The organism is Treponema primitia (assembly GCF_046533075.1).
Lineage (GTDB): Bacteria > Spirochaetota > Spirochaetia > Treponematales > Breznakiellaceae > Termitinema > Termitinema primitia_B.
In genome coordinates this window covers 1-19,369 of sequence record NZ_JAJQRB010000064.1, presented here as the reverse complement: position 1 = coordinate 19,369, position 19,369 = coordinate 1, and the positions used below count along the sequence as shown (strand labels likewise).

Sequence of the window (19,369 nt, the reverse complement as noted above, 5' to 3'; positions counted from 1 at the left end):
AGCTTCTTAATCATGCCCCATTTATTAATGGGTATAAAACACCTATGATTAGTATGTTTTACTTATACCAATTTATACCATATAATTGTATATGTCAACAATTATTTTTTGAGGAAAACCATGTTTTACCAGATATCCATCCTGTTAGCCTTTGCGGCGGGCCTGCTTTCGTTCTTATCCCCCTGTGTATTACCCCTGATCCCCTCTTATCTTGCCTTCCTTGGCGGTATGGCAAACAAACGCCACCTGGTTGCGGCAACCCTAAGCTTTATCCTGGGGTTCAGCGCCGTCTTTACTGCCCTGAGCATACTCTTTTCGGGGACCTTTCTCCTCTTAGGCGGAGCAGCCCGGTATATCAACATAGCCGCAGGGATCATTGTCATCCTCCTTGGCTTGAATGTCCTCTTCGACTTTCTCAAATTCCTGAATTACGAAAAAAGAGCGGCCCTTACCGGGCGTCCCAAGGGCTTTATCGGGGCTTTCCTGGTGGGTATCGCCTTTGGCGCAGGCTGGAGCCCCTGTGTAGGGCCTATTCTGGGCAGTATACTCCTCATGGCCGGGCAAAGCGGAAAAGCCGGTCAGGCTATGCTGTACCTGGCGGTCTATTCCGCCGGGCTGGGGCTGCCTTTCCTGGCTGCTGCGGTCTTTTTTAACCGCTTTCTCAAGGGCGCCGCGAAACTTCGCTCCCGCCTGCCCCTGATAAAACGGATCAGCGGAATCTTCCTCATCGGCATCGGCGTTTTCATCCTCCTGGGCCAGTACCAGCGGCTGAATATCTTCCTGCTAAAGGCTGAATACGCCTTCTCATCCTGGGCTAAAACCGGAGACCCTCCGGTGCAGGTTCTGCCGGCCATCCTCTTTTTCATTATCGCGGCCCTGCCCCCGGCGTTTCGGCTCTTCAAAAAACGGCCCCTGCGGTCCTGGCCGCTTATCATTTTTTCCGGTATCTTTAGTATTCTGGGTATTGTCCAGGCTGCGGGAATTCTGGACAGCGCGGGTCTCCTCGCCCGCTGGCTGCTCTACCGGCAGACCATATAGGAGTTTAACAATGATAAACAAACAGTTTTTATGCATCTTTTTCATTTTAGGAACCCTGCTGATCTTCCCCCAGTGCATTCCGGCCAAAGGGGCCTTGCAAAAAAACAGTGGTAATACCGACAGGACCACCGGCACGGCAGCCCCGGCGGAAGAAATCGACAGGGATTCCCTGCCGGAGATAGATCCGGGTGTAAAAAAGGCTTTTGAAGAACTGGGCATTCCGGTTGTAGACCGGCCTATTCCTATATTTGACTTTTCCGCAGAGTTATTAGACGGATCTTTCATCAAACTATCGGATTTCAAAGGAAAAGTGGTATTCCTCAATTTCTGGGCCACCTGGTGCGGTCCCTGCAGAATGGAAATGCCCTCCATGGAAGCCCTGTACGGACACTTTAAAGATCAGGGGCTTGAGATCCTGGCGGTAGATGTCCTGGAAAGTCAAAAAGACGTCGCCGCCTTTATGGACGAGCTCGGCCTTAGTTTTCCTGCGGCGCTGGACCCCAGGGGAGATGTTGCGGCGATCTACGGAATTGAAGCCTTCCCCACAACCTACATCATAAGCCGGGAGGGTAGAATCCTCACCAGGCTTGTGGGGGCGATAAACTGGGATATCCCGGAGTTGGTTGAGCTCTTTGAAATCTTACTGGGGTCTGAAAACTCGTAATTGAATATTTGGTATAAATTTATAGTGTTTATCGTTTGCCGTAAGTAATATCTCATTTGTTTCCAGGGATGTCGACGCTATTAATGAATCCCCGGTTTCTAATGAGTGGCTCAAAAAATAGTGCTCCATGAGTATCATCGCCCTGACTGAAATATTTTCGTTTATTTGCAGTATTTTTACCGTCCATTTCTTAAAGTATTTCTGCAGTACGAGTAATTCATTTTTATTTTTCATGCCGAGTATTAATTCCATATAGGTAATCACTGAAATACTAAACGGAATGTTTTGGTAAATTACTTTCTTTGCTTTTTCATTTTCCCGTAAAAACCATATCAGCACATCCGTGTCGATGATCAAAATTGTCTCCCTTTTCTAAGGTTTCTGACATAGGCATCCACATCGGCCATGTCCTCCCTGTTTTTCCACATGCCGAATAATTCATCATCCGCTTCCGCTAAATCCGCGCTGCTTTTATTATAAACAGGCACAATTTTTGCAACGGCTTTCCCCCGAAATGTCACAATAATTTCCTGGCCGTTACATGCCTGGGAAATGATTTTTCCGGGTTGGATTCTTAGCTGCTTTGTGGTAATTTCCATAGGTATATCTCCTAGTGTACACTTTAAGTATACACTAGGAGATTTGATTGGTCAAGGCCTTTTTACCGCCTAGATTGGAGCGTAGCTGGTTCAAAGTATTTTTTACAAAAACCACAAATTTTTTCAGTCCAACTAAAGCATTTTCCATAATAGCCTCCTAACAAGGTTTAAACGGGATATCTATGCCCGAACACCCGGAGGAAATTTGAGTAATGCGTATACCTAGAGTCTATTTAGAAACAACCATATTTAACTTTCCCTATGTCGATGATTCCCCACAGTATAGACAGGATACTTTAGATTTTTTCCATGCAATCAATACCGGAAGATTTAAGCCCTACACCTCGGCTTATACCCTACTGGAGATAGATGATACGCCGGAAAAGGAAAAAAGGTATCGGATGAAGCAGCTTATCCCTGAATATGGGATCGCCATGTTAGAAAAAAATTGGGAAGCGGAAAGTCTTGCAGACATTTATCTAGCAGAGAATGTAATTTCTCTACGCTTCAGAACCGATGCTATCCATATTGCCATGACCGCTATTTATGGACTAAACTTTATTGTGAGTCTGAATTTTCAGCATATTGTAAGGCCCTGGACCATCGAAAAGGTGGCTATAATAAATGCCCGGGAAGGGTACAGGGAAATCGGCATTTATAAGCCGCGGGAGGCGCTTGATGAAAACTTTTGATGATTACATGAATGATCCGGAAATTGTGAACGAACCTATGGGTTTGCGGGAAATCCATGCGGTTCGGTTAAAATTGCAGGATGAACATGATGTTTTCTCCCCCGAATTCGGGGACTACGTCCAAAAAAGAGCGGAAGCTATTGCAGCGGAGAGTGGTTTGGTCATGAAGTTTGCCAAACTTGACGAAAATGGGAATTTAATCACAAGAACAATAGGCCCTGCTGAGACAGCGAGCCATTGACCCTGATAGACATTGCTGTTATCGTTTTAAGTGTAGATTTTCAGGGTCGGGTGATTGAAGGCAGCTTCATGATTCCCAACCGGCGGTTATAGCCCGCGAATCCGGGATTATTCGAACCAAAGGTTCGCAGGTCCGGGATCGAACCGGTGAGATTCCGGCGCCGACGGTATAGTCCGGATGGAAGAAAATCCCGGGCCCAAGCCCGAATTTCCCATGAACCTGCGCCCTGGATTTTTGCTGCGGAATGTTCCGTAGCTTGCCGGGGCTTTTTTTGGCCCCGATTGGAAATCCCCTTGGAGGCCTCTGTGAAAAAAGTACTAATACTCATTACCCTCACAGCGTTACTGTTCGGATGCAAGAGCGGTAACTCCGGCGGAGCCGGGGCCGGCGCAGCGAAGACCGTATCCATAGGCATATTCATCCCCGGGGTTATGTCCGGGAGCCCCCTCTACGAAATGCTGGCCCTGGGGGTACAGCGGGCGGCGGCGGAAAATACCGGCGTTGAAGCAACGATCATCGAGGGTGGTTATAACCAGGCGGAATGGGAAAGCCGGGTAACATCCATGGCCGCTTCCGGGGATTATGATCTTATCGTTTCTTCCAATCCCTCCCTTCCGGCGATTGCCTCGGAGGTATCCGCAAAATTTCCTAAACAGTATTTCCTGCTTCTGGATGGGGAATTATCGGGGAATCCCAGTATCTATACCCTGCGTTATAACCAGTGGGAACAAGCCTATATGGCGGGGCATATCGCGGCATTGGTTGCTAAAGCTGCGGGACAGGGCCAAGCCCGAATTGGTCTGGTGGCAGCCCAGGAATATCCTGCCATGAACGATATTATTCTGCCGGGTTACCGGGAAGGCGCCCAGGCGGTTGATCCGGCCTTTACCGTGGACTTCCGGGTGGTAGGTAATTGGTTTGATGCGGAACGGGGAGCCCAGCTTGCAGAGGAAATGATCCACAACGGCGCATCGGTGATCCTTCCCGTTGCCGGAGGCGCCGGTACAGGGGTCCTTCAGGCGGCCTTCGAAGAAGGGGCAAAAGTGGTTTGGTTCGATATCAATGGCTATGACCTGCTCCCGGGAACAGTAGTGGGGAGCGCGGTATTGCATCAAAACGAAGCCGCCTATGAGCAGACAAAGCGATATCTGGAAGGCCGTCTCCCCTTTGGCAGCGCCGAAATAGTTGGAGTAGCAGATGGCTATGTGGGCTTTATTGACGATGATCCCCATTATATCGCAGCGGTCAGTGGGGAATTACGGGAAAAACAGGCCCGGCTTGTTGAACAAATTCGTTCAGGGGTTTTAGTTTTAGGAAAATGATGCGGGGAGCAGAATACCGTGGTGGAGCTTAGGGGTATACAGAAATATTTTCCTTCCAGCGGAGTTACCGCCCTGGATAACGCTGAATTTGATCTCCGGCCCGGAGAAATCCACGCACTGCTGGGAGAAAACGGAGCGGGAAAGTCTACCCTGATGCACATTATGGCGGGCTACCTAAAACCCGGATCGGGACATATCCTGATAGACGGGAAGGAACACCATTTTGCCGCCCCGGTGGATGCGCTTTCCGCCGGGATCGGTATGGTCCGCCAGCACCCCCATCTGGTACCGGGGTTTAAGGTTTGGGAGGATTGCATACTCGGCGCGGAACCTAGTACAGCAGGAATAGTAAACCGTAAAAAAGCCCGGATACTGGCGCAGTCCGTTTCAGACCGCTGGGGTTTCGATCTGCCCTTGGACAGGAACACTGAAACCCTCACCGTAAGCCAGCGGCAAAAAACTGCCGTCCTCGCCCTCCTTTTAAGGGGTGAATTGCATCGAAAGCATAGGGAAGTGCGTTATCTTATCTTTGACGAGGTAACCGCGGTCCTGAGCCCCGGAGAAACCGCCGGTCTTTTTGACCTTTTCAGGCGTCTCAAGGCGGAAGGGAGAGGCATCGGTATCATTTCCCACAAACTGGAGGAGACCCTTAGCCTTGCCGACCGGGTAAGCATTTTGAGGAAAGGTAAAACCACCGCCGTCCTGAAGGCCGCATCTCTGGATAGCGAAAAAGCCGGTACACTGATGTTTGGGATTAAACCGGCGGAACAGACTGCAGCCATGACAGTAACGCTAAACCCTGCAGCGCCTGCGCCGGACACTGATGCGGGTGCTGCTGCGGAAAAACAGGGACTGCGGGTAGAGGGTTTGTCGGTGGAAGTCCGGGGCCGGCCTTTTATCCGCAATGTGGATCTGGAACTGCCGCCGGGGAAAATTCTGGGCATTGCCGGGGTCCGGGACAGCGGTCTGGAAACTCTGGAACTGGGGATAACAGGATTCCTGCACCCTTCGGCGGGGAAGGTTTTCCTCTGCGGTCAGGACATAACAGGCAAGGGTCCCCGGGCTTTTCGGACTGCCCGGGGAGCCTACATCGGCGTAGACCGGACCGGCCAGGCCATGGCGCCCTCACTCCGGCTTCGCGATAATATCATTATCCACGTCCACCGCCGTTCCCGGCGGGGTTTCTGGGGCAGATTCGGCATCATGGATGAGGGACTGCTGAAATCCTGGATAAGGCGTATTCTGGAAGCGGCCAAGGTCGACCGAAACCCCCTGGTCCGGGCGGATTCCCTTTCCGGAGGTATGCTGCAGCGAGTCATCCTGGTCCGGGAATTTGCTGAGGACGCCGCTTTCCTGATACTGGCGGAACCCGGTTGGGGACTGGACCGGACCGGCCGGGAAGCGCTGGCCCGGGCGCTTAAAGAACATGCTGCCCACGGGAAGGGGGCGCTTATTTTTTCTACCGATGTGGACGAACTGCTATCCCTATCCGATGAAATCCTGGTTTTACGGAACGGAGAATTTTCCGATAGGATTTCCCTTGATTTTTTCCGGGGGAAGGAAAAAGCGCCTCTGTTTCGGGAACTTAAAGAACGGATAAGCCGGGCCATGGTTGGGGGTGAACAGTTCAATGTTTAAATTAAGCCGTACTAAATCTGTTTTATTTATCCCCGCTGCCCTTATGGGAGCGCTTATTACGGTGGCCGGAGCAGTGTTACTAACGGTACTCCTTATCGTATTTAGCTCCACCGCTCCCCAAACATCGCTCCTTGCTTTTTTTATCGGCCCCTGGGCTTCCCCCTGGTTTTTGGGGAATACCCTGGATGGAATAGCATTACTACTCACCGCGTCCATGGGTTTAACCATTGCTTTTAGGGGCGGCTGCTTTAACCTGGGCGCCGAGGGGCAGGTTTACATTGGCGGTATAGCCGCTTCGCTGGTACTCCTCATTCCCGCAACCGGAAACGCTGTCTCTCTGGGGCTGCTTTGTCTTGCCTGCCTTGCGGCTATGACTGCCGGGGGCGCCATGGGAGCCCTTTCGGGGATCCTGAAAAGGCGCTTCGGGGCCAATGAATTGATCACATCCTTCCTGCTGTCCGCAGCACTGGTTCCGGCGGCGGATTACCTCATCGCAGGGCCCCTGCGGAATCCCGGGGGCAATCTTCTGGCTACCCAGCGCTTTGCCGAAAACCGGCTGCTCCCCCGGCTGCTCCCCCCCTCAAATCTTTCCCTTTCCTTTGTGTTTGCTCTGGGCCTGATCCTTCTGGGACACATCTTCCTCTACAGAACCGTCTGGGGATACCGGTTTAAAACCGCAGGTTCCGCCCCGGAATTTGCCCGCTACGGAGGAATCAATCCTGAACAGCGCTGGATTCCGGCTATGACCGCATCGGGCAGCCTTGCGGGGCTTGCGGGGTTTTTCGCCGTGGCAGGTACCTACGGACTCTGCCACCAGGGCTTTTCAGGCGGTCTCGGCTGGAACGCCATAGCGGTGGCCCTTATCGCCCGGAACCGGCCCTTGGCGCTGATCCCCGCAGCCCTTATTTACGGCTGGCTCAAGGCCGGTTCCGAATCGGCCCTACTGGCCCGGGGGTTAAGCTTTGAAACTTCAGCCTTCATTCAGGCGGTGGTTCTTATCCTTGCCACTATCCACTTCTCGGCGCCGCTCATCTTAAAGTCTCCATCTAAAAAAAAGGAATCAAACCTATGACGAGCTTATTTTCCGCTGAAATGATCCGGGGCTTACTTAGCTCCGCCGCCCCCCTGATGATGGGCAGCTTGGGGGCGCTCTTTACAGAATTATCAGGAACCCTGGGAATTTTTATTGAAGGTTTTATGACCCTAGGGTCTTTCTTTTCCTGGATCTTCGCCGGCTGGACCGGATCGGCGGCTGTGGGTATCATCCTTGCCGCAGTCCTGGCAGGTCTTGCCGGAGCCGGTCTTTCCCGGTTCGTCCACGCCACCGGAGCCGACCCTTTTATCGCAGGGCTGGCCCTTAACCTGGCTGCCGTGGGCATCACCGACTCTCTTTCCATTATTTGGTTTGGTACAAAGGGGGTGCTCCGTAATCCGAATATCCTAATTCCCGGGCCGGTAACCATTTCCCTGCTGGAGCGAATCCCCGTCGCAGGGGGGATACTTTCGGGGGAACGCCCTTCTGTGTATACCGCCTGGGGCTTGACCCTCCTGGCTGCCCTGATCATCGGCAGGACCAGGATAGGCCTGCGGCTGCGGGCATCGGGGCTGTCGGCAAAGGCAGCGGCGGAACGGGGAATACGGTCCCAGCGCTACCGGGAAGGCGCCTGGGCAGCGGCAGCCTTCCTTGCAGCCTTGGCCGGAGCGGCCCTGACTTTCCGGGTTGGCGCCTATGCCCCCGGCGGGGTAGCCGGCCGGGGCTGGATATGCCTGGCCGCAGTGTTCCTGGGTTTCCGCCAGGTGTGGGGGGTTGCCATCGCAGCCCTGCTCTTTGCCCTGGCGGAACGCATTGGCCTGGGGGCTCAGTTTTTCGGAGCCCTGCCAGCCACGGTGCTTCTGGGACTCCCCTCGGCACTTGCCCTTGTGTTATATACCTTTTCCCACTTCATCGGGAAGATAAAAACTGAACAACCTTAGAACCCAAATTTCAGTCCAAGCGCAACGTCTACTCCGCTTAACTGATAACTCTTAAGATAATCCTGGGATTTTAATGCAGCGGTAATATCAAATTCGAAGATCCGCGCATCAACGGCAAATCCAAATTTATGCCGCCAATATCCTTCCTCCGTACCGGTACTCAGGCTAAGAAAGAGAATACGAGCCACGTTCAGCTGAGCCTCAAGAATGCCGTTAAAATACGTTTCCTCGCTGGGGTTAAAAACGGTAAATCCGACGCTCGGCTTAATGGTCAGAAGGTCCCTTCTGAGAGGCCGGTACAGAACATAAAAATCAAAACGCAGAGGACGTACCACAGTCCGTTCACCGATTGCTATGCCATCCTCCGTTGTAATTTCTCCAATATCGCCAATTCCATCAAAAAGGTTATCATCATTTAATAATATCCCTTCGACGGTAAGCTTCTTACCATTGGATAATTTGGCGGGAATAAGAGGAATATGGCTAATCGTGCCTCCCACATCAAGAATAGGGAAGAGCGCATATTCCCCGCGCAAGGAAATATCACCACCCCCTCCCAGATTTGAAAAGTCATCAAAAGCATTAAAGAAATCCAAATCGCCGCCAACGGCAACATACAATCCGTTGTCGGTATTCAATTCATAGTTCAGGGTAGATTTGGGAATATATATCAGCGGAACATAATAGGCCGGGGCCACGCCGACCCGCAATTTTTTGTTCAGGAAAGTTCCGTACCAATGAAAGCCTGCCTCCGCGAATACAGCGCCGGAAACAGCAAATTCACCGGACGGGTTGTGGTCACCCAGATTCCCCTCGGACAAAAGATTAAACAAGGATTTGGGCAGGTTCCCGTCAAATTGAGCGTCAACATGAGCAAATTCCCCGAAACCCCATCCGCCCTTTTTAATATTAACATTCATAAATTGGTGGAAAGATGCGTCAAAACCGATATCGACGCCATTACTCTTTATTTTATCATTCCAGCTATTCAGATCAATGACAACATCTTTTGTAAAGATATCGCTCCCACCGATAAGGCTATTTGCAAAACCTCCTCCCGCATTAAACCCAAAATCAAAAAACCGGATGGCTTCGTTATGCCGTGTGGTTGCGGGCTGGGTAAAATAATCCAGAATACCGGTACCAATTCTACCTATGAACGAGGACCGCTGTTTTTCCTCTGCCGGTTCCGGTTCCGGTTCCTGGTACGCTTGTTCCTGGTATGTTTGTTCCTGGTACGGTTGATACGCTTGTTCCTGGGCTGTTTCAGCACTTTCCGCAGCTATCGTTTCCAATTCTTCAACAACACTATCCGCCGGAACTTCTTCCTGAGTAAGCGTGGGCTCTTCAGTTTCCTGAGCGTACAATCCCACAGCCAAGAATGATATAATAAAAAACAGTAAAAGTTTCTTCATTTTTGCCATCCCCTAATTAAGTTTCTGGTTTATGTTTAAATCGGCTTGGGCTTCCAAGGCTAATTTAAAATCAAATTTCGCTTCCACACCATCTGCCTGGGGCTTTATGATGATTTTGTTATTCGCTTTTTCCACAAGGACCAGAAACCCGGGATTAAAGGGATGATCCAATTCACTATTTGCAAATTGTATTTTGTAATCGGCGCCGGGGTCATTATCCAAGGATATGATTTGATTTTTCCTGCTTATTCCTAATTTCAGATTCCCAATTGCGGTGTTCTCAATGGCTTTAATGTATACGGTTACAGATTGTAACTGATCAAATAGATCATCATCGTTTCCCTCTCTGCCGAATAAATCTTCATCGTCCGTAGGGAGGGCGTCCAAAGCCAATTTAACATACTCTTTATTTGCTATTGTTACTTCCTGCGAAACACCCTCCTTAGTTAAAGGAGGGGAAAATCTTAACGGCAGCTTTATAACCAGATCAGCCTTGATCGGGCCGCCCGCAACGGTTCCATTAATTGTAAAACCCAGGGTGACATCGGATTCAGCATTAAATGCAGGTCTAAGATCAACGGTAGGAACAGCAGGTATATCCGAAGTTTCCCACGTTACAACATTTACTGCCTTATCCGCAAATAGAGTTGCTGTGATGAAGGGGTTTGGGAGGGTGCTATTAATATCTACATTATTCAGCAACGCCGTTGTTACTTCAGAAATTTTATAGGTTAGAGTCATTTTACCGCCGGTCAGTCCGGATACATATAAATACGCCGGAACCGCATCAAATTCAGCGCCCCCTAAGAAATCCGCAATCTCGTGTAAAGCCAAGTTTGGTATTTCAACCGAACGAGGCTCCATCGGATACCCCGTTGCCTCTGCCGGCAACGTAAACTGCGGAATTATCGGGAAGCTTATTAAATAGGTCTGAACAACGTCTGTCGCATCGCTATCACCCCGATACGTATATATACGGCCGGTAAAACTGTCTCCCATCTGCCCCCGTAAGCTATCCACATCAAGGAACTTATCGGTGAGAATATTTTCACTCCCAAAGGGACTGCCCAGGTTAAGATATACCCCCGGCTGGCCCTTAACGGTTACTGACTGCGGTATTTCACAGGCAATCACTACACAAACACATAGTATTCCGGTAAAAACAGCATATAACTTACTACGCATTAAAAAACCCTCCTTTTACTATACAATAAGACAGACTATATCATTACCATAGAAATAAAACAAGATTATAGGAAAAAAACTATTTATTTTAGATCGAGACCCGCAACCCCGTCCACGGGCAGGGAAAAGATTATCCCCCCCGCTTTGGAGGAAATGCCAAATGCCTGGCTTACCGCCTGCATGATCGGCGCCTTTTTTTCACGGGTGGACAGGATGGTGATAATTTCTTTTTCGTCCTGAACGGAAATACCGAAAAATTTAACCGGCCCCTGATGAACGATACCGCGGGCATTAATCACGGTACCCCCGGTGGCCCCGGCTTCCCGGGCTACGGCCATAAATTCATCGCTATAACCCTGGTTTACCACCGACACTATCAAATCGAATTTAGTTTCGGAAATCACTTTCTCCGCCTCCGCTTCTAACGAAATTTTAAAGTTCTTCTCTATACTTTCCTTAAAAACCTGCAAAATAGGCTGATTTATCCCCGAAAGGGGGAGGGTAAAAGAAATCCCGGCGCCGGGGTTGTGGAGACCAATCTTCTTGGTAACCTCCTTCAAAAGAGACGCTACCCCGACATCCTGTTCCAGACACATAATCACCGCTTTCTCGGTACTGCCTATTCCCAAAAGGTCCAGTATATCGGAACTCGCAGTACCCCGGCCCTTAACGATATAGTGGAACCGCACCTTTTCCTGCTCGCAAATATCCGTAACCACCCGGGCCTTAGTCCAGTCAACGATAAAGATTACACACTTTAACAGGGGTATTCTTACGCCATTACTATCTATCATCAGAGGATCCCTCCACTCCGTATTCAACAATCTCTCCGGCCCCGGAGCTATCCATGGCCTGTGCCGCCGCATGTTTCGTTACGGTCTTGATCTTATGGCCATAAAGCAATCCCATGATCTGTATAACAATCAGGGGGGTCATGGCAACCATGGCAACGATACCGAAGGCGTCTTTCATCAGGTCCCCCCCAACGCCCTTGCAGGTCCCCATGGCCAGGGGCAGCAGGAAGGTGGAGGTCATAGGGCCGGAACATACGCCGCCGGAGTCAAAGGCAATACCGGTAAAAATCTTGGGAACAAAAAAAGTAAGGGCCAGGGCCAGAACATAGCCGGGAACCAGGATATACATGATGGGTATGCCCACCAGGATCCGGACCATGGTGATAGCCAGAGCAGCAGCCATGCCGATGGAGAGTCCCCGCTTCATGGCCTTTTGGGGTATGGTACCCTGGGAAATCTCCTCCACCTGTTTATTCAACACATGGACCGCAGGTTCCGCCGCCACGATATAGTACCCGATTAGAACGCTCAGGGGAACCAAAATCCACTTAAAAGAGGAGGAAGCCAATTGTTCCCCCAGGAAATGGCCCACGGGGATAAAGCCTACATTGACCCCGGTTAGGAATACCACCAGGCCGATGAAGGTGTACAGAAACCCGATAAGGATACGGACGATCTGGCGTTTTTTATAACGGTTGGAAATAACCTGGAAAATAATAAAGAATACCACGATAGCCGCCAGGGCCAGAAACACATCCTCGATATAGCGGGGAAATTCAATGGCGAAGTGTTTAATCACGTCCCGGGAAGTATTAACCTGGGGAATGGCGGAGATCACCACATCCTCTCCGCTGGGCCTGAAGAAAACCCCCAGAAAAAAGACCGCCAGAATCGGGCCGATGCTGCAAAGGGCCACTAAGCCGAAACTATCATCCTGGGAGTTCCTATCACTACGAACCGAAGCAACGCCGACACCCATGGCCAGGATGAAGGGTACCGTCATGGGGCCCGTGGTAACCCCCCCGGAGTCGAAGGCCACGGGGATAAAGTCGGTCAGGAAACTGTACTGGGGGATCATGGGAATAAAAATGATAACCGCAAACAAAATGCCGTAAAAAATCAGGAGCAGCACCGAAAGCCGTATCTTAAAAAGGATACGGAATATCGCTAAGGCCAGAAATAGCCCCACCCCGACGGCGACGACCAAAATCAGCTGAAGGGGGGGAACCGCAGGTACCTGGGCGGCCAAAACTTGCAGATCCGGCTCGGCGATGGTGATGATGAGCCCCATGAAAAAGCAGATAACCATGGTCAGGATCAGTTTAGTGGTTTTGGTAAGCTGAACCCCTATGCCTTCCCCCATGGGCATCATGGACATATCCGCCCCAAGGGTAAAAAACCCCATTCCCACGATAAGCATGGCCGCGCCGACTATGAACATCAGGATAGTACCGGTAGGCATGGGTACCAGCACCACGCTCGCCACGAGAACAATCACAGAAATAGGGAGAACCGAGGAATAGGCTTCCCGGATTTTTTCCTTAAGTATCTTGTTCATACCATTGCCTTTAAGAAGGATCATTCAAATTTTAATCATTTTATCAAAATATTTATAGAGGGCGCCACTTGGGTATCTTTCATTTTCACAATATATGGATAATAATATACTTACGTATTATCAAAATGTGAAACTACTTATTATTTTCGGGAGGACGTTATGGCAAAGGCTCAGAAAGAACAGAAGGTCACTGAAGTTTCCACAGGGCGTCTTATTGGCGTGGTCGTCCCGGTTGGTTCCCTCCGGGGAGAACAGAGTATTGGGGTCGGGGAATTTCCGGATCTGGTCGAATTTGCCGGTCTGTGCGTACAGATGGGGGTAGGTCTTATCCAGATCTTGCCTGTAAACGATACGGGGTACGAAAGTTCCCCCTATGGTTCTCTGACAGCCTTTGCCCTCAATCCCCTCTACCTTAGGATTGGGGATCTGGGCGAAGCTGCGGAATTTACGGAAAAACTTACGGCCCTTAAAAAGAAATTTGACAAGGAATCCCGGTTCCCCTACTACAAGATACTCCGGGCAAAGATGGATCTACTCCGGGAAATATACGCGGCAAACGAAAAAAGCATAGTTGCAAAGGCTAAACCAGGGGCTTCTCTGGCCGCCTGGATCGATAAAAACCCCTGGGTAAAGGAATATGCCGTATACCGCCGGCTTAAAGAACTTAACGAAGAAAAAAGCTGGAAAGAATGGAAAACCCACCAGACCGTAACTCCCGAAGATATTCAGGTCCTCTGGAAGGACCAAAAACAGCAAAAGGATCATCTCTTTTGGGCCTGGCTCCAGGAAGCGCTGGATACCCAGTTCAGTAAAGCCGCAAAGGCCCTGAACAAAGAGGGGATACTCCTTGAAGGGGACCTTCCCATTCTGATGAACGAAGACAGCTGTGATGTCTGGGCTCACCCTGAATACTTCTATCCCGAGCTTTCCGCCGGGGCGCCCCCGGATATGTACAATGCCTATGGACAAAACTGGGGTTTCCCCACCTATAACTGGACCGTCCAAGCCAAGGATGATTATTCCTGGTGGCGTCTGCGGCTTAAAACCGCAGAAAAGTACTACAATGCCTACCGTATAGACCATGTACTCGGCTTCTTCCGTATCTGGTCTTCCCTGCGGGAAAATAACTACGATCAGTCAATTTTAGGCCGCTATGCGCCCTATACTCCGGTTACTAAAAAGGACTTCGATGAGCTTCACTTTGATGAAGCCCGGGTCCGCTGGCTTTCCCAGCCTCATGTCCCTACCGGTGAAGTCTGGGACGCCCTGAAAGATACCGGCGCCGCTTCGGAAGCGGAGAAGATCTTCTCCAAGGTATTGGAACGTATCGGCAGCGAGGAACTGTGGCTCTTCAAAAAAACCATCAAGGGCGAGAAGGATATTACCGACCTGGGACTACACCCGGCTGCAACCAACTATCTGCGCTGGGCTTGGCGGAACCGGCTCTTCCTGGAATATGAAAAGGGAAAGTTCTTCCCCCTATGGTTTTTCCGGGAATCCCGGGCCTACAAGTCCCTCTCGGGGGACGAACGGAACGCCCTGGAGGATTTGTTGAAAAGGCGGCAGGATGAATCGGAAAAGAATTGGGAAGCCCAGGGGAAAAAACTCCTTTCGGTGCTGCTCGAATCCTCCAAAATGCTCCCCTGCGCGGAAGATCTGGGGGCGGTTCCGGACTGTGTGCCCCGGGTACTGGCAAAACTCAAGATTCTGGGGCTCCGGGTTATCCGGTGGCACCGTGAATGGGCCAAACCGGGCCAGCCTTATTATGCCTTCGACGAGTACCCGGAACTGAGCGTCTGTACCCCCTCGGTCCATGACAGCTCTACCCTGCGGGAGTGGTGGGACCGGGAAGCGGATCAGGACGGCTTCAGCGCCTTCCTTGGGGTTCCTTCCCTGCCGAAGGTGTATAATCCCGGTACGGCAAAGATTATCCTTACCAAGGCCGCTGCTGCTGCATCCCGGTTCCGGGTCTTCCAGATCCAGGATCTGCTCCACCTTTCCACCAAGTGGTATGCCGAGGATCCCGCATCGGAACGGATCAATGTGCCCGGTAATGTCAACGAATTTAACTGGACCTATCGTCTTCCCGCTCCTATTAAGGAGATAGGGAAGGATGAGTCTTTGATCAAATCAATTCAGGAGTTATCTGCGGTTGTACCGAAAAAAAAATAAATCAAGAAAGGAAAATCAATGCGGAAATTTATAATCAACGCTTCCTTTCAGGACGGATGGGCGGCGCAGCGGAGGGCTACCATGGAGTTTCATATTCGTCATGATGTCCGTGTGGAGCATGAGCTTGATACGGCCCTTTTTTCACTCCGGGGCAACGTAATCCTGGCGGATTTTCAGCAGGTACGAAAACTTACGGCGAAGTTCAACGCAAAGGTGGACGGGGCTGCCCACCCGGAACGGATCATCAAGGCGGGACAGCTTAATGCCATGGGCCTCATCGACGAGATCCTTCACTTTATGGTTGCCCTCTACCGTCAGCAGGTCCAAAAGGACATTTTTGAAACCGCCCTGGAACGGTTGAATACATCCCTTGGGGAAGAACAAACCGCCCATCTTCTGGAAACCTTCGGCGCCCAATTCCCGCCCCAAACGGTTTATGCCGGGAAAACCTCGGTTACAGACTATCTCCGGGGAACCGACGAAGGGGAGAGTTGTAAATCCCTGGCCCTGGAGGAATTGATGCTCCTGGCCCTGGCAAACCTCAACCCCGCCTTTACCCCCTTTACGTTTCTCTTCGATGATAAGGACCTGGAAACCGCTACCGCCTATACCGATGCGATCTCCGTGTTACGGGCCCATTTAACGGAGTCCCCCACCTTTGGCCCTGATGGCCAGAACCTCTGGGATCTCCTTCGCGCCCCGGCCCTGGCTTCAACGACCTTGAGCGGCCAACTGGAATATATGCGGAGCAAATGGGGGCTTCTGCTTGGAAAATTTATAGCCCGGCTTCTCATGGGCCTGGATGTCATCAAGGAAGAGGATAAGCCTGTTTTTTTCGGCCCCGGCCCGACCCAGGCCTACACCTATGACGGCCAGGACGAATACGAGCGGTTCAGCCCGGACCAGGAGTGGATGCCCCGGACGGTACTCTTGGCAAAAAGTACCCTGGTTTGGCTCTACCAGCTGACCAAAAAATACGGCCGCCCCATTGAGCGCCTGGACCAAATCCCCGACGAGGAACTGGACGAACTGGCCCGGCGGGGCTTCTCCGGGCTCTGGCTTATCGGCCTCTGGGAGCGGAGTAACGCCTCCAAGACTATTAAGCAGTGGACGGGAAACCCCGAAGCTGCGGCCAGCGCCTACAGCCTCCACGACTACGATATTGCCGGGGAACTGGGGGGCTGGGGTTCTCTGACCAATCTCCGGGAACGCTGTTTTCAGCGGGGCATACGGCTTGGTTCTGATATGGTCCCCAACCACACGGGTATTGATTCCCGGTGGGTCATGGAACACCCGGACCGGTTCCTTCAGCTCAGCTACTCGCCCTTCCCTACCTATACGTTTAACGGCGGTAACCTTTCCAACCGGGATGGTATTACCGTTCAGATTGAGGACCATTACTATAACCGCAGTGACGCTGCGGTGGTTTTCAAACGGATCGATCACCACACTGGGGATGTGCGTTACATCTACCACGGCAACGATGGTACATCCATGCCCTGGAACGACACCGCACAGATAGATTTTCTGAACCCCGAAGCCCGGGAAGCGGTTATCCGTACCATTATTGGGGTCTGTCAGCAGTTCTCCATAGTCCGCTTTGATGCGGCCATGACCCTGGCCAAAAAGCATATCCAGCGGCTCTGGTACCCCGAACCGGGACACGGCGGGGACATAGCCAGCCGGGCCGAACACGCCCTTCCCGCGGACGAATTTAACCGCCGTATCCCCAACGAGTTCTGGCGGGAAGTGGTAGACCGCTGCGCCGCAGAGGCTCCCCATACCCTGCTTTTGGCGGAAGCCTTCTGGATGATGGAGGGGTACTTTGTACGTACATTGGGTATGCACCGGGTGTACAATTCGGCCTTTATGAACATGCTCAAAAACGAAGAAAACGCCAAATACCGGGCTTCCATCAAAAACACCCTGGAGTTTGACCCCGAGGTTCTCAAACGGTTCGTCAACTTTATGAACAACCCCGATGAGGATACTGCGGTTGCCCAGTTTGGCAAGGGGGACAAGTACTTCGGCATTGCCACCCTCCTGGTAACCATGCCGGGGCTCCCCATGTTCGGCCACGGCCAGATCGAGGGCTTTGAGGAAAAGTACGGTATGGAATACCGCCGGGCTTACCGGGATGAACAGCCGGATCGCCACCTGATGGATCGCCATGAACGGGAAATCTTCCCCCTGATGAAGAAGCGCCATATTTATTCCGGAAGCGCCGATTTCTGTCTCTACGATCTCTACACCCCCCAGGGCTCGGTGAATGAAAATGTGTTTGCCTACTCCAACCGCGCCGGTAACGACCGGAGTTTAGTGCTGTTCAACAACGCCTATGCAGAAGCCGGCGGCTGGATCTCCAAGGGCGCAGTGGCTATCCCCCAGAAGGACGGCAGTTTCCGGCAGGACAGCCTCTGCCAAGCCCTGGGTCTGCATGGCACGGATACTTTTTTTGCCCTGTTCAAAGAACAAAGGCAGGATCTTTGGTATATCCGGTCCTCCAAGGAAATTGCCGAACGGGGTCTCTTTGTTTCCCTTAAGGGCTACGAAGCCCAGGTCTTTATCGATATCCACGAAGCAGAAGACGATAAGCGGGGACGCTTTGCCCGGCTTCACGCGGAACTCAACGGCCGGGGCGTCAAAGATGTGCATACGGCGATCCAGGATATCTATCTTGGTGAACTTTACTACCGCTTTACCGAACTCTTCAGGCGGGACCATGTGGATACCCTGCTCAGCATTCTCATTGAAAAACCGGGAAAGCCGGCGGCGGAAAGCGCAAAATCCACCCGGTCAAAACCGGTTAAAAACAGTGTTACTATCACGGAGTTTATCGATTCCCTGAAAGATTCCGCCCTGAGCTTTATAAGCGTTGCGGAAAAGTTCCTTGACGGCGCCCTGTACGATCCCTTTGTCACCGAATGGACCTGCCAAAAAATACCGGGTGAACAGATATGGAAAGAGTTTGCCGCCTACCTCAACCGCCTGAAGACCCTGACGGAATACGGATACAGCACACCCCATAAGACTGATGCTCAGGCGATACGTTTTCTGCGGAGCCTTGGAGAAAAGATTATCGCCCGACCGGCCATCGCGGTCTTTGCCTATGCCTATGGAACACTATCACTGCTGCGAAATATCATCGGCGCAGGAGCTTCCGGGCTTGAAGCCAAGGCTCTCTCGGATCACTGGACCCTGGACCGGAAGCTGCGGGAATGTTTCGGCAGCGGTATAAACAGGGACGAAGCCTACCGGGTCATGGAAATTATGAAGGCCGTACTGGCCCGCACCAGCCCTGTGCTTCCGCCGCCAGAAAAAAAGACAACTGTTCCCGCCCTTTCCCGGGCGGAAACCCTTATCCTGGACAATTACCATGAGGAGGATTTCCGGAAGCTTCTGGGGGTGAATATCTTTGAGGATACCATATGGTTTAACAAGGAATCCTTTGAGGAAGCGCTGTTCTATGCGCCCCTGTTCATAACCCTGGAAAGCGGCGCCGCCCTGGAAGGGGTCCCCTGTCCGCCCAAAAAAACTGCCCCAAAGGCAAGGGCGGAGCTTTCGGCAGATGATTGGCTTGACCGGGTCGCGAAAATTGGAGCAATCACCGAAGCCCTTACCAAGGCGGAGGCCAAATCCGGGTATCGGCTTGACGGACTTCTGGATGCCCTAGGGCCCCAGGCCCTGCCGGAAAAGCCTAAAAGGAAAAAGTAATCGGGACAGGCGCGGGGACACGGAGTTTTCTTAGCCGGTATAGAAAAGATATTGCACAAATTTCTCGTATTGGCTACAATATTTCCATATTTCAGGCAGGAATTAGAGAAAAAAGGAGTAGCCGAATGAATCATAAAACTTTCGTTCCGCTGTTTTGTATTGTTGCGCTTGTCCTTGCGTCATGCGTTTCGTCCGAACAACCCGTACAGGAGACTTTAACGGCGGAGGCCAGCTCCTACTTCTCAGGGGAAGGCGGCAAGGGCATAAGCCTCGCCATCCTGGCTCCCAAAACGCAGGGCTTAGCGGACACGCAAGATTATATTCCCGCGCTGATACAGGGGGAATTTGTCAGCAACTTTACCG

17 protein-coding genes and 1 riboswitch are annotated in these 19,369 nt (G+C 51.6%); of the genes, 11 read left to right on the top strand and 6 right to left on the bottom strand.

Annotated features, from left to right (window positions below; all coding sequences use genetic code 11):
- The first annotated feature begins 120 nt into the window (after positions 1 to 120).
- Entirely contained in the window at positions 121 to 1,038 is a 918-nt protein-coding gene (locus LQZ19_RS13285) for a cytochrome c biogenesis CcdA family protein (protein ID WP_411048158.1), read from the top strand.
- A gap of 10 nt (positions 1,039 to 1,048) precedes the next feature.
- Positions 1,049 to 1,702, top strand: coding sequence for a TlpA disulfide reductase family protein (locus LQZ19_RS13280; protein WP_411048157.1), 654 nt, complete (start codon positions 1,049 to 1,051; stop codon positions 1,700 to 1,702).
- Here LQZ19_RS13280 and LQZ19_RS13275 read toward each other — a convergent pair.
- Both LQZ19_RS13275 and LQZ19_RS13270 read right to left on the bottom strand, forming a co-directional pair.
- The gene (locus tag LQZ19_RS13275; RefSeq protein WP_411048156.1) at positions 1,679 to 2,059 is read right to left on the bottom strand and encodes a type II toxin-antitoxin system VapC family toxin; all 381 of its coding nucleotides are present in this window, start codon (positions 2,057 to 2,059) and stop codon (positions 1,679 to 1,681) included. The two genes, LQZ19_RS13280 and LQZ19_RS13275, sit on opposite strands and share 24 nt — an antisense overlap.
- Entirely contained in the window at positions 2,056 to 2,301 is a 246-nt protein-coding gene (locus tag LQZ19_RS13270) for a type II toxin-antitoxin system Phd/YefM family antitoxin (RefSeq protein WP_411048155.1), read from the bottom strand. Before LQZ19_RS13270 ends, LQZ19_RS13275 begins: the two co-directional genes overlap by 4 nt.
- 212 nt (positions 2,302 to 2,513) lie before the next feature.
- Between LQZ19_RS13270 and LQZ19_RS13265 the strand changes: the two genes are divergently transcribed.
- The 6 genes from LQZ19_RS13265 to LQZ19_RS13240 all read left to right on the top strand — a co-directional run bounded on the left by LQZ19_RS13265 (position 2,514) and on the right by LQZ19_RS13240 (position 8,168).
- Entirely contained in the window at positions 2,514 to 2,993 is a 480-nt protein-coding gene (locus LQZ19_RS13265; RefSeq protein ID WP_411048154.1) for a PIN domain-containing protein, read from the top strand.
- Positions 2,980 to 3,234 (top strand): hypothetical protein, encoded by a 255-nt coding sequence (locus LQZ19_RS13260; RefSeq protein WP_411048153.1) that lies wholly within the window; start codon positions 2,980 to 2,982, stop codon positions 3,232 to 3,234. The genes LQZ19_RS13265 and LQZ19_RS13260 overlap by 14 nt, the downstream gene beginning before the upstream one ends.
- Before the next feature lie 32 nt (positions 3,235 to 3,266).
- A riboswitch (FMN riboswitch) is annotated at positions 3,267 to 3,427 on the top strand.
- A gap of 112 nt (positions 3,428 to 3,539) precedes the next feature.
- Complete coding sequence (locus LQZ19_RS13255; protein WP_411048152.1) at positions 3,540 to 4,556, top strand: BMP family ABC transporter substrate-binding protein; 1,017 nt, start codon at positions 3,540 to 3,542, stop codon at positions 4,554 to 4,556.
- Positions 4,557 to 4,574: 18 nt separating this feature from the next.
- Positions 4,575 to 6,194 (top strand): ABC transporter ATP-binding protein, encoded by a 1,620-nt coding sequence (locus tag LQZ19_RS13250; RefSeq protein WP_411048151.1) that lies wholly within the window; start codon positions 4,575 to 4,577, stop codon positions 6,192 to 6,194.
- A complete protein-coding gene (locus LQZ19_RS13245; protein ID WP_411048150.1) occupies positions 6,187 to 7,266 on the top strand; it encodes an ABC transporter permease in 1,080 nt (359 codons plus the stop codon). Before LQZ19_RS13250 ends, LQZ19_RS13245 begins: the two co-directional genes overlap by 8 nt.
- Positions 7,263 to 8,168 (top strand): ABC transporter permease subunit, encoded by a 906-nt coding sequence (locus LQZ19_RS13240; protein ID WP_411048149.1) that lies wholly within the window; start codon positions 7,263 to 7,265, stop codon positions 8,166 to 8,168. Before LQZ19_RS13245 ends, LQZ19_RS13240 begins: the two co-directional genes overlap by 4 nt.
- On the opposite strand, the gene LQZ19_RS13235 is transcribed toward LQZ19_RS13240, so the two are convergent.
- The 4 genes from LQZ19_RS13235 to LQZ19_RS13220 all read right to left on the bottom strand — a co-directional run bounded on the left by LQZ19_RS13235 (position 8,165) and on the right by LQZ19_RS13220 (position 13,144).
- Positions 8,165 to 9,583 carry a DUF5723 family protein gene (locus tag LQZ19_RS13235; protein ID WP_411048148.1) on the bottom strand — a complete coding sequence of 473 codons (1,419 nt, stop codon included), beginning with the start codon at positions 9,581 to 9,583 and terminating at the stop codon, positions 8,165 to 8,167. The two genes, LQZ19_RS13240 and LQZ19_RS13235, sit on opposite strands and share 4 nt — an antisense overlap.
- A gap of 12 nt (positions 9,584 to 9,595) precedes the next feature.
- Positions 9,596 to 10,768 carry a hypothetical protein gene (locus LQZ19_RS13230; RefSeq protein WP_411048147.1) on the bottom strand — a complete coding sequence of 391 codons (1,173 nt, stop codon included), beginning with the start codon at positions 10,766 to 10,768 and terminating at the stop codon, positions 9,596 to 9,598.
- 83 nt (positions 10,769 to 10,851) lie between these two features.
- Positions 10,852 to 11,562, bottom strand: a complete 711-nt coding sequence (locus LQZ19_RS13225; protein WP_411048146.1) for a P-II family nitrogen regulator — start codon at positions 11,560 to 11,562, stop codon at positions 10,852 to 10,854.
- Positions 11,552 to 13,144, bottom strand: coding sequence for a DUF1538 domain-containing protein (locus LQZ19_RS13220; RefSeq protein ID WP_486401706.1), 1,593 nt, complete (start codon positions 13,142 to 13,144; stop codon positions 11,552 to 11,554). The genes LQZ19_RS13225 and LQZ19_RS13220 overlap by 11 nt, the downstream gene beginning before the upstream one ends.
- A gap of 135 nt (positions 13,145 to 13,279) precedes the next feature.
- Between LQZ19_RS13220 and LQZ19_RS13215 the strand changes: the two genes are divergently transcribed.
- The 3 genes from LQZ19_RS13215 to LQZ19_RS13205 all read left to right on the top strand — a co-directional run.
- Positions 13,280 to 15,292: a 4-alpha-glucanotransferase gene (locus LQZ19_RS13215; RefSeq protein WP_411048145.1), complete on the top strand. Its 2,013-nt coding sequence runs from the start codon at positions 13,280 to 13,282 to the stop codon at positions 15,290 to 15,292.
- A gap of 18 nt (positions 15,293 to 15,310) precedes the next feature.
- Positions 15,311 to 19,006 carry an alpha-amylase family protein gene (locus LQZ19_RS13210; RefSeq protein ID WP_411048144.1) on the top strand — a complete coding sequence of 1,232 codons (3,696 nt, stop codon included), beginning with the start codon at positions 15,311 to 15,313 and terminating at the stop codon, positions 19,004 to 19,006.
- Positions 19,007 to 19,131: 125 nt separating this feature from the next.
- On the top strand, positions 19,132 to 19,369 hold a 238-nt coding region (locus tag LQZ19_RS13205), incomplete at its 3' end, for a hypothetical protein (RefSeq protein WP_411048143.1).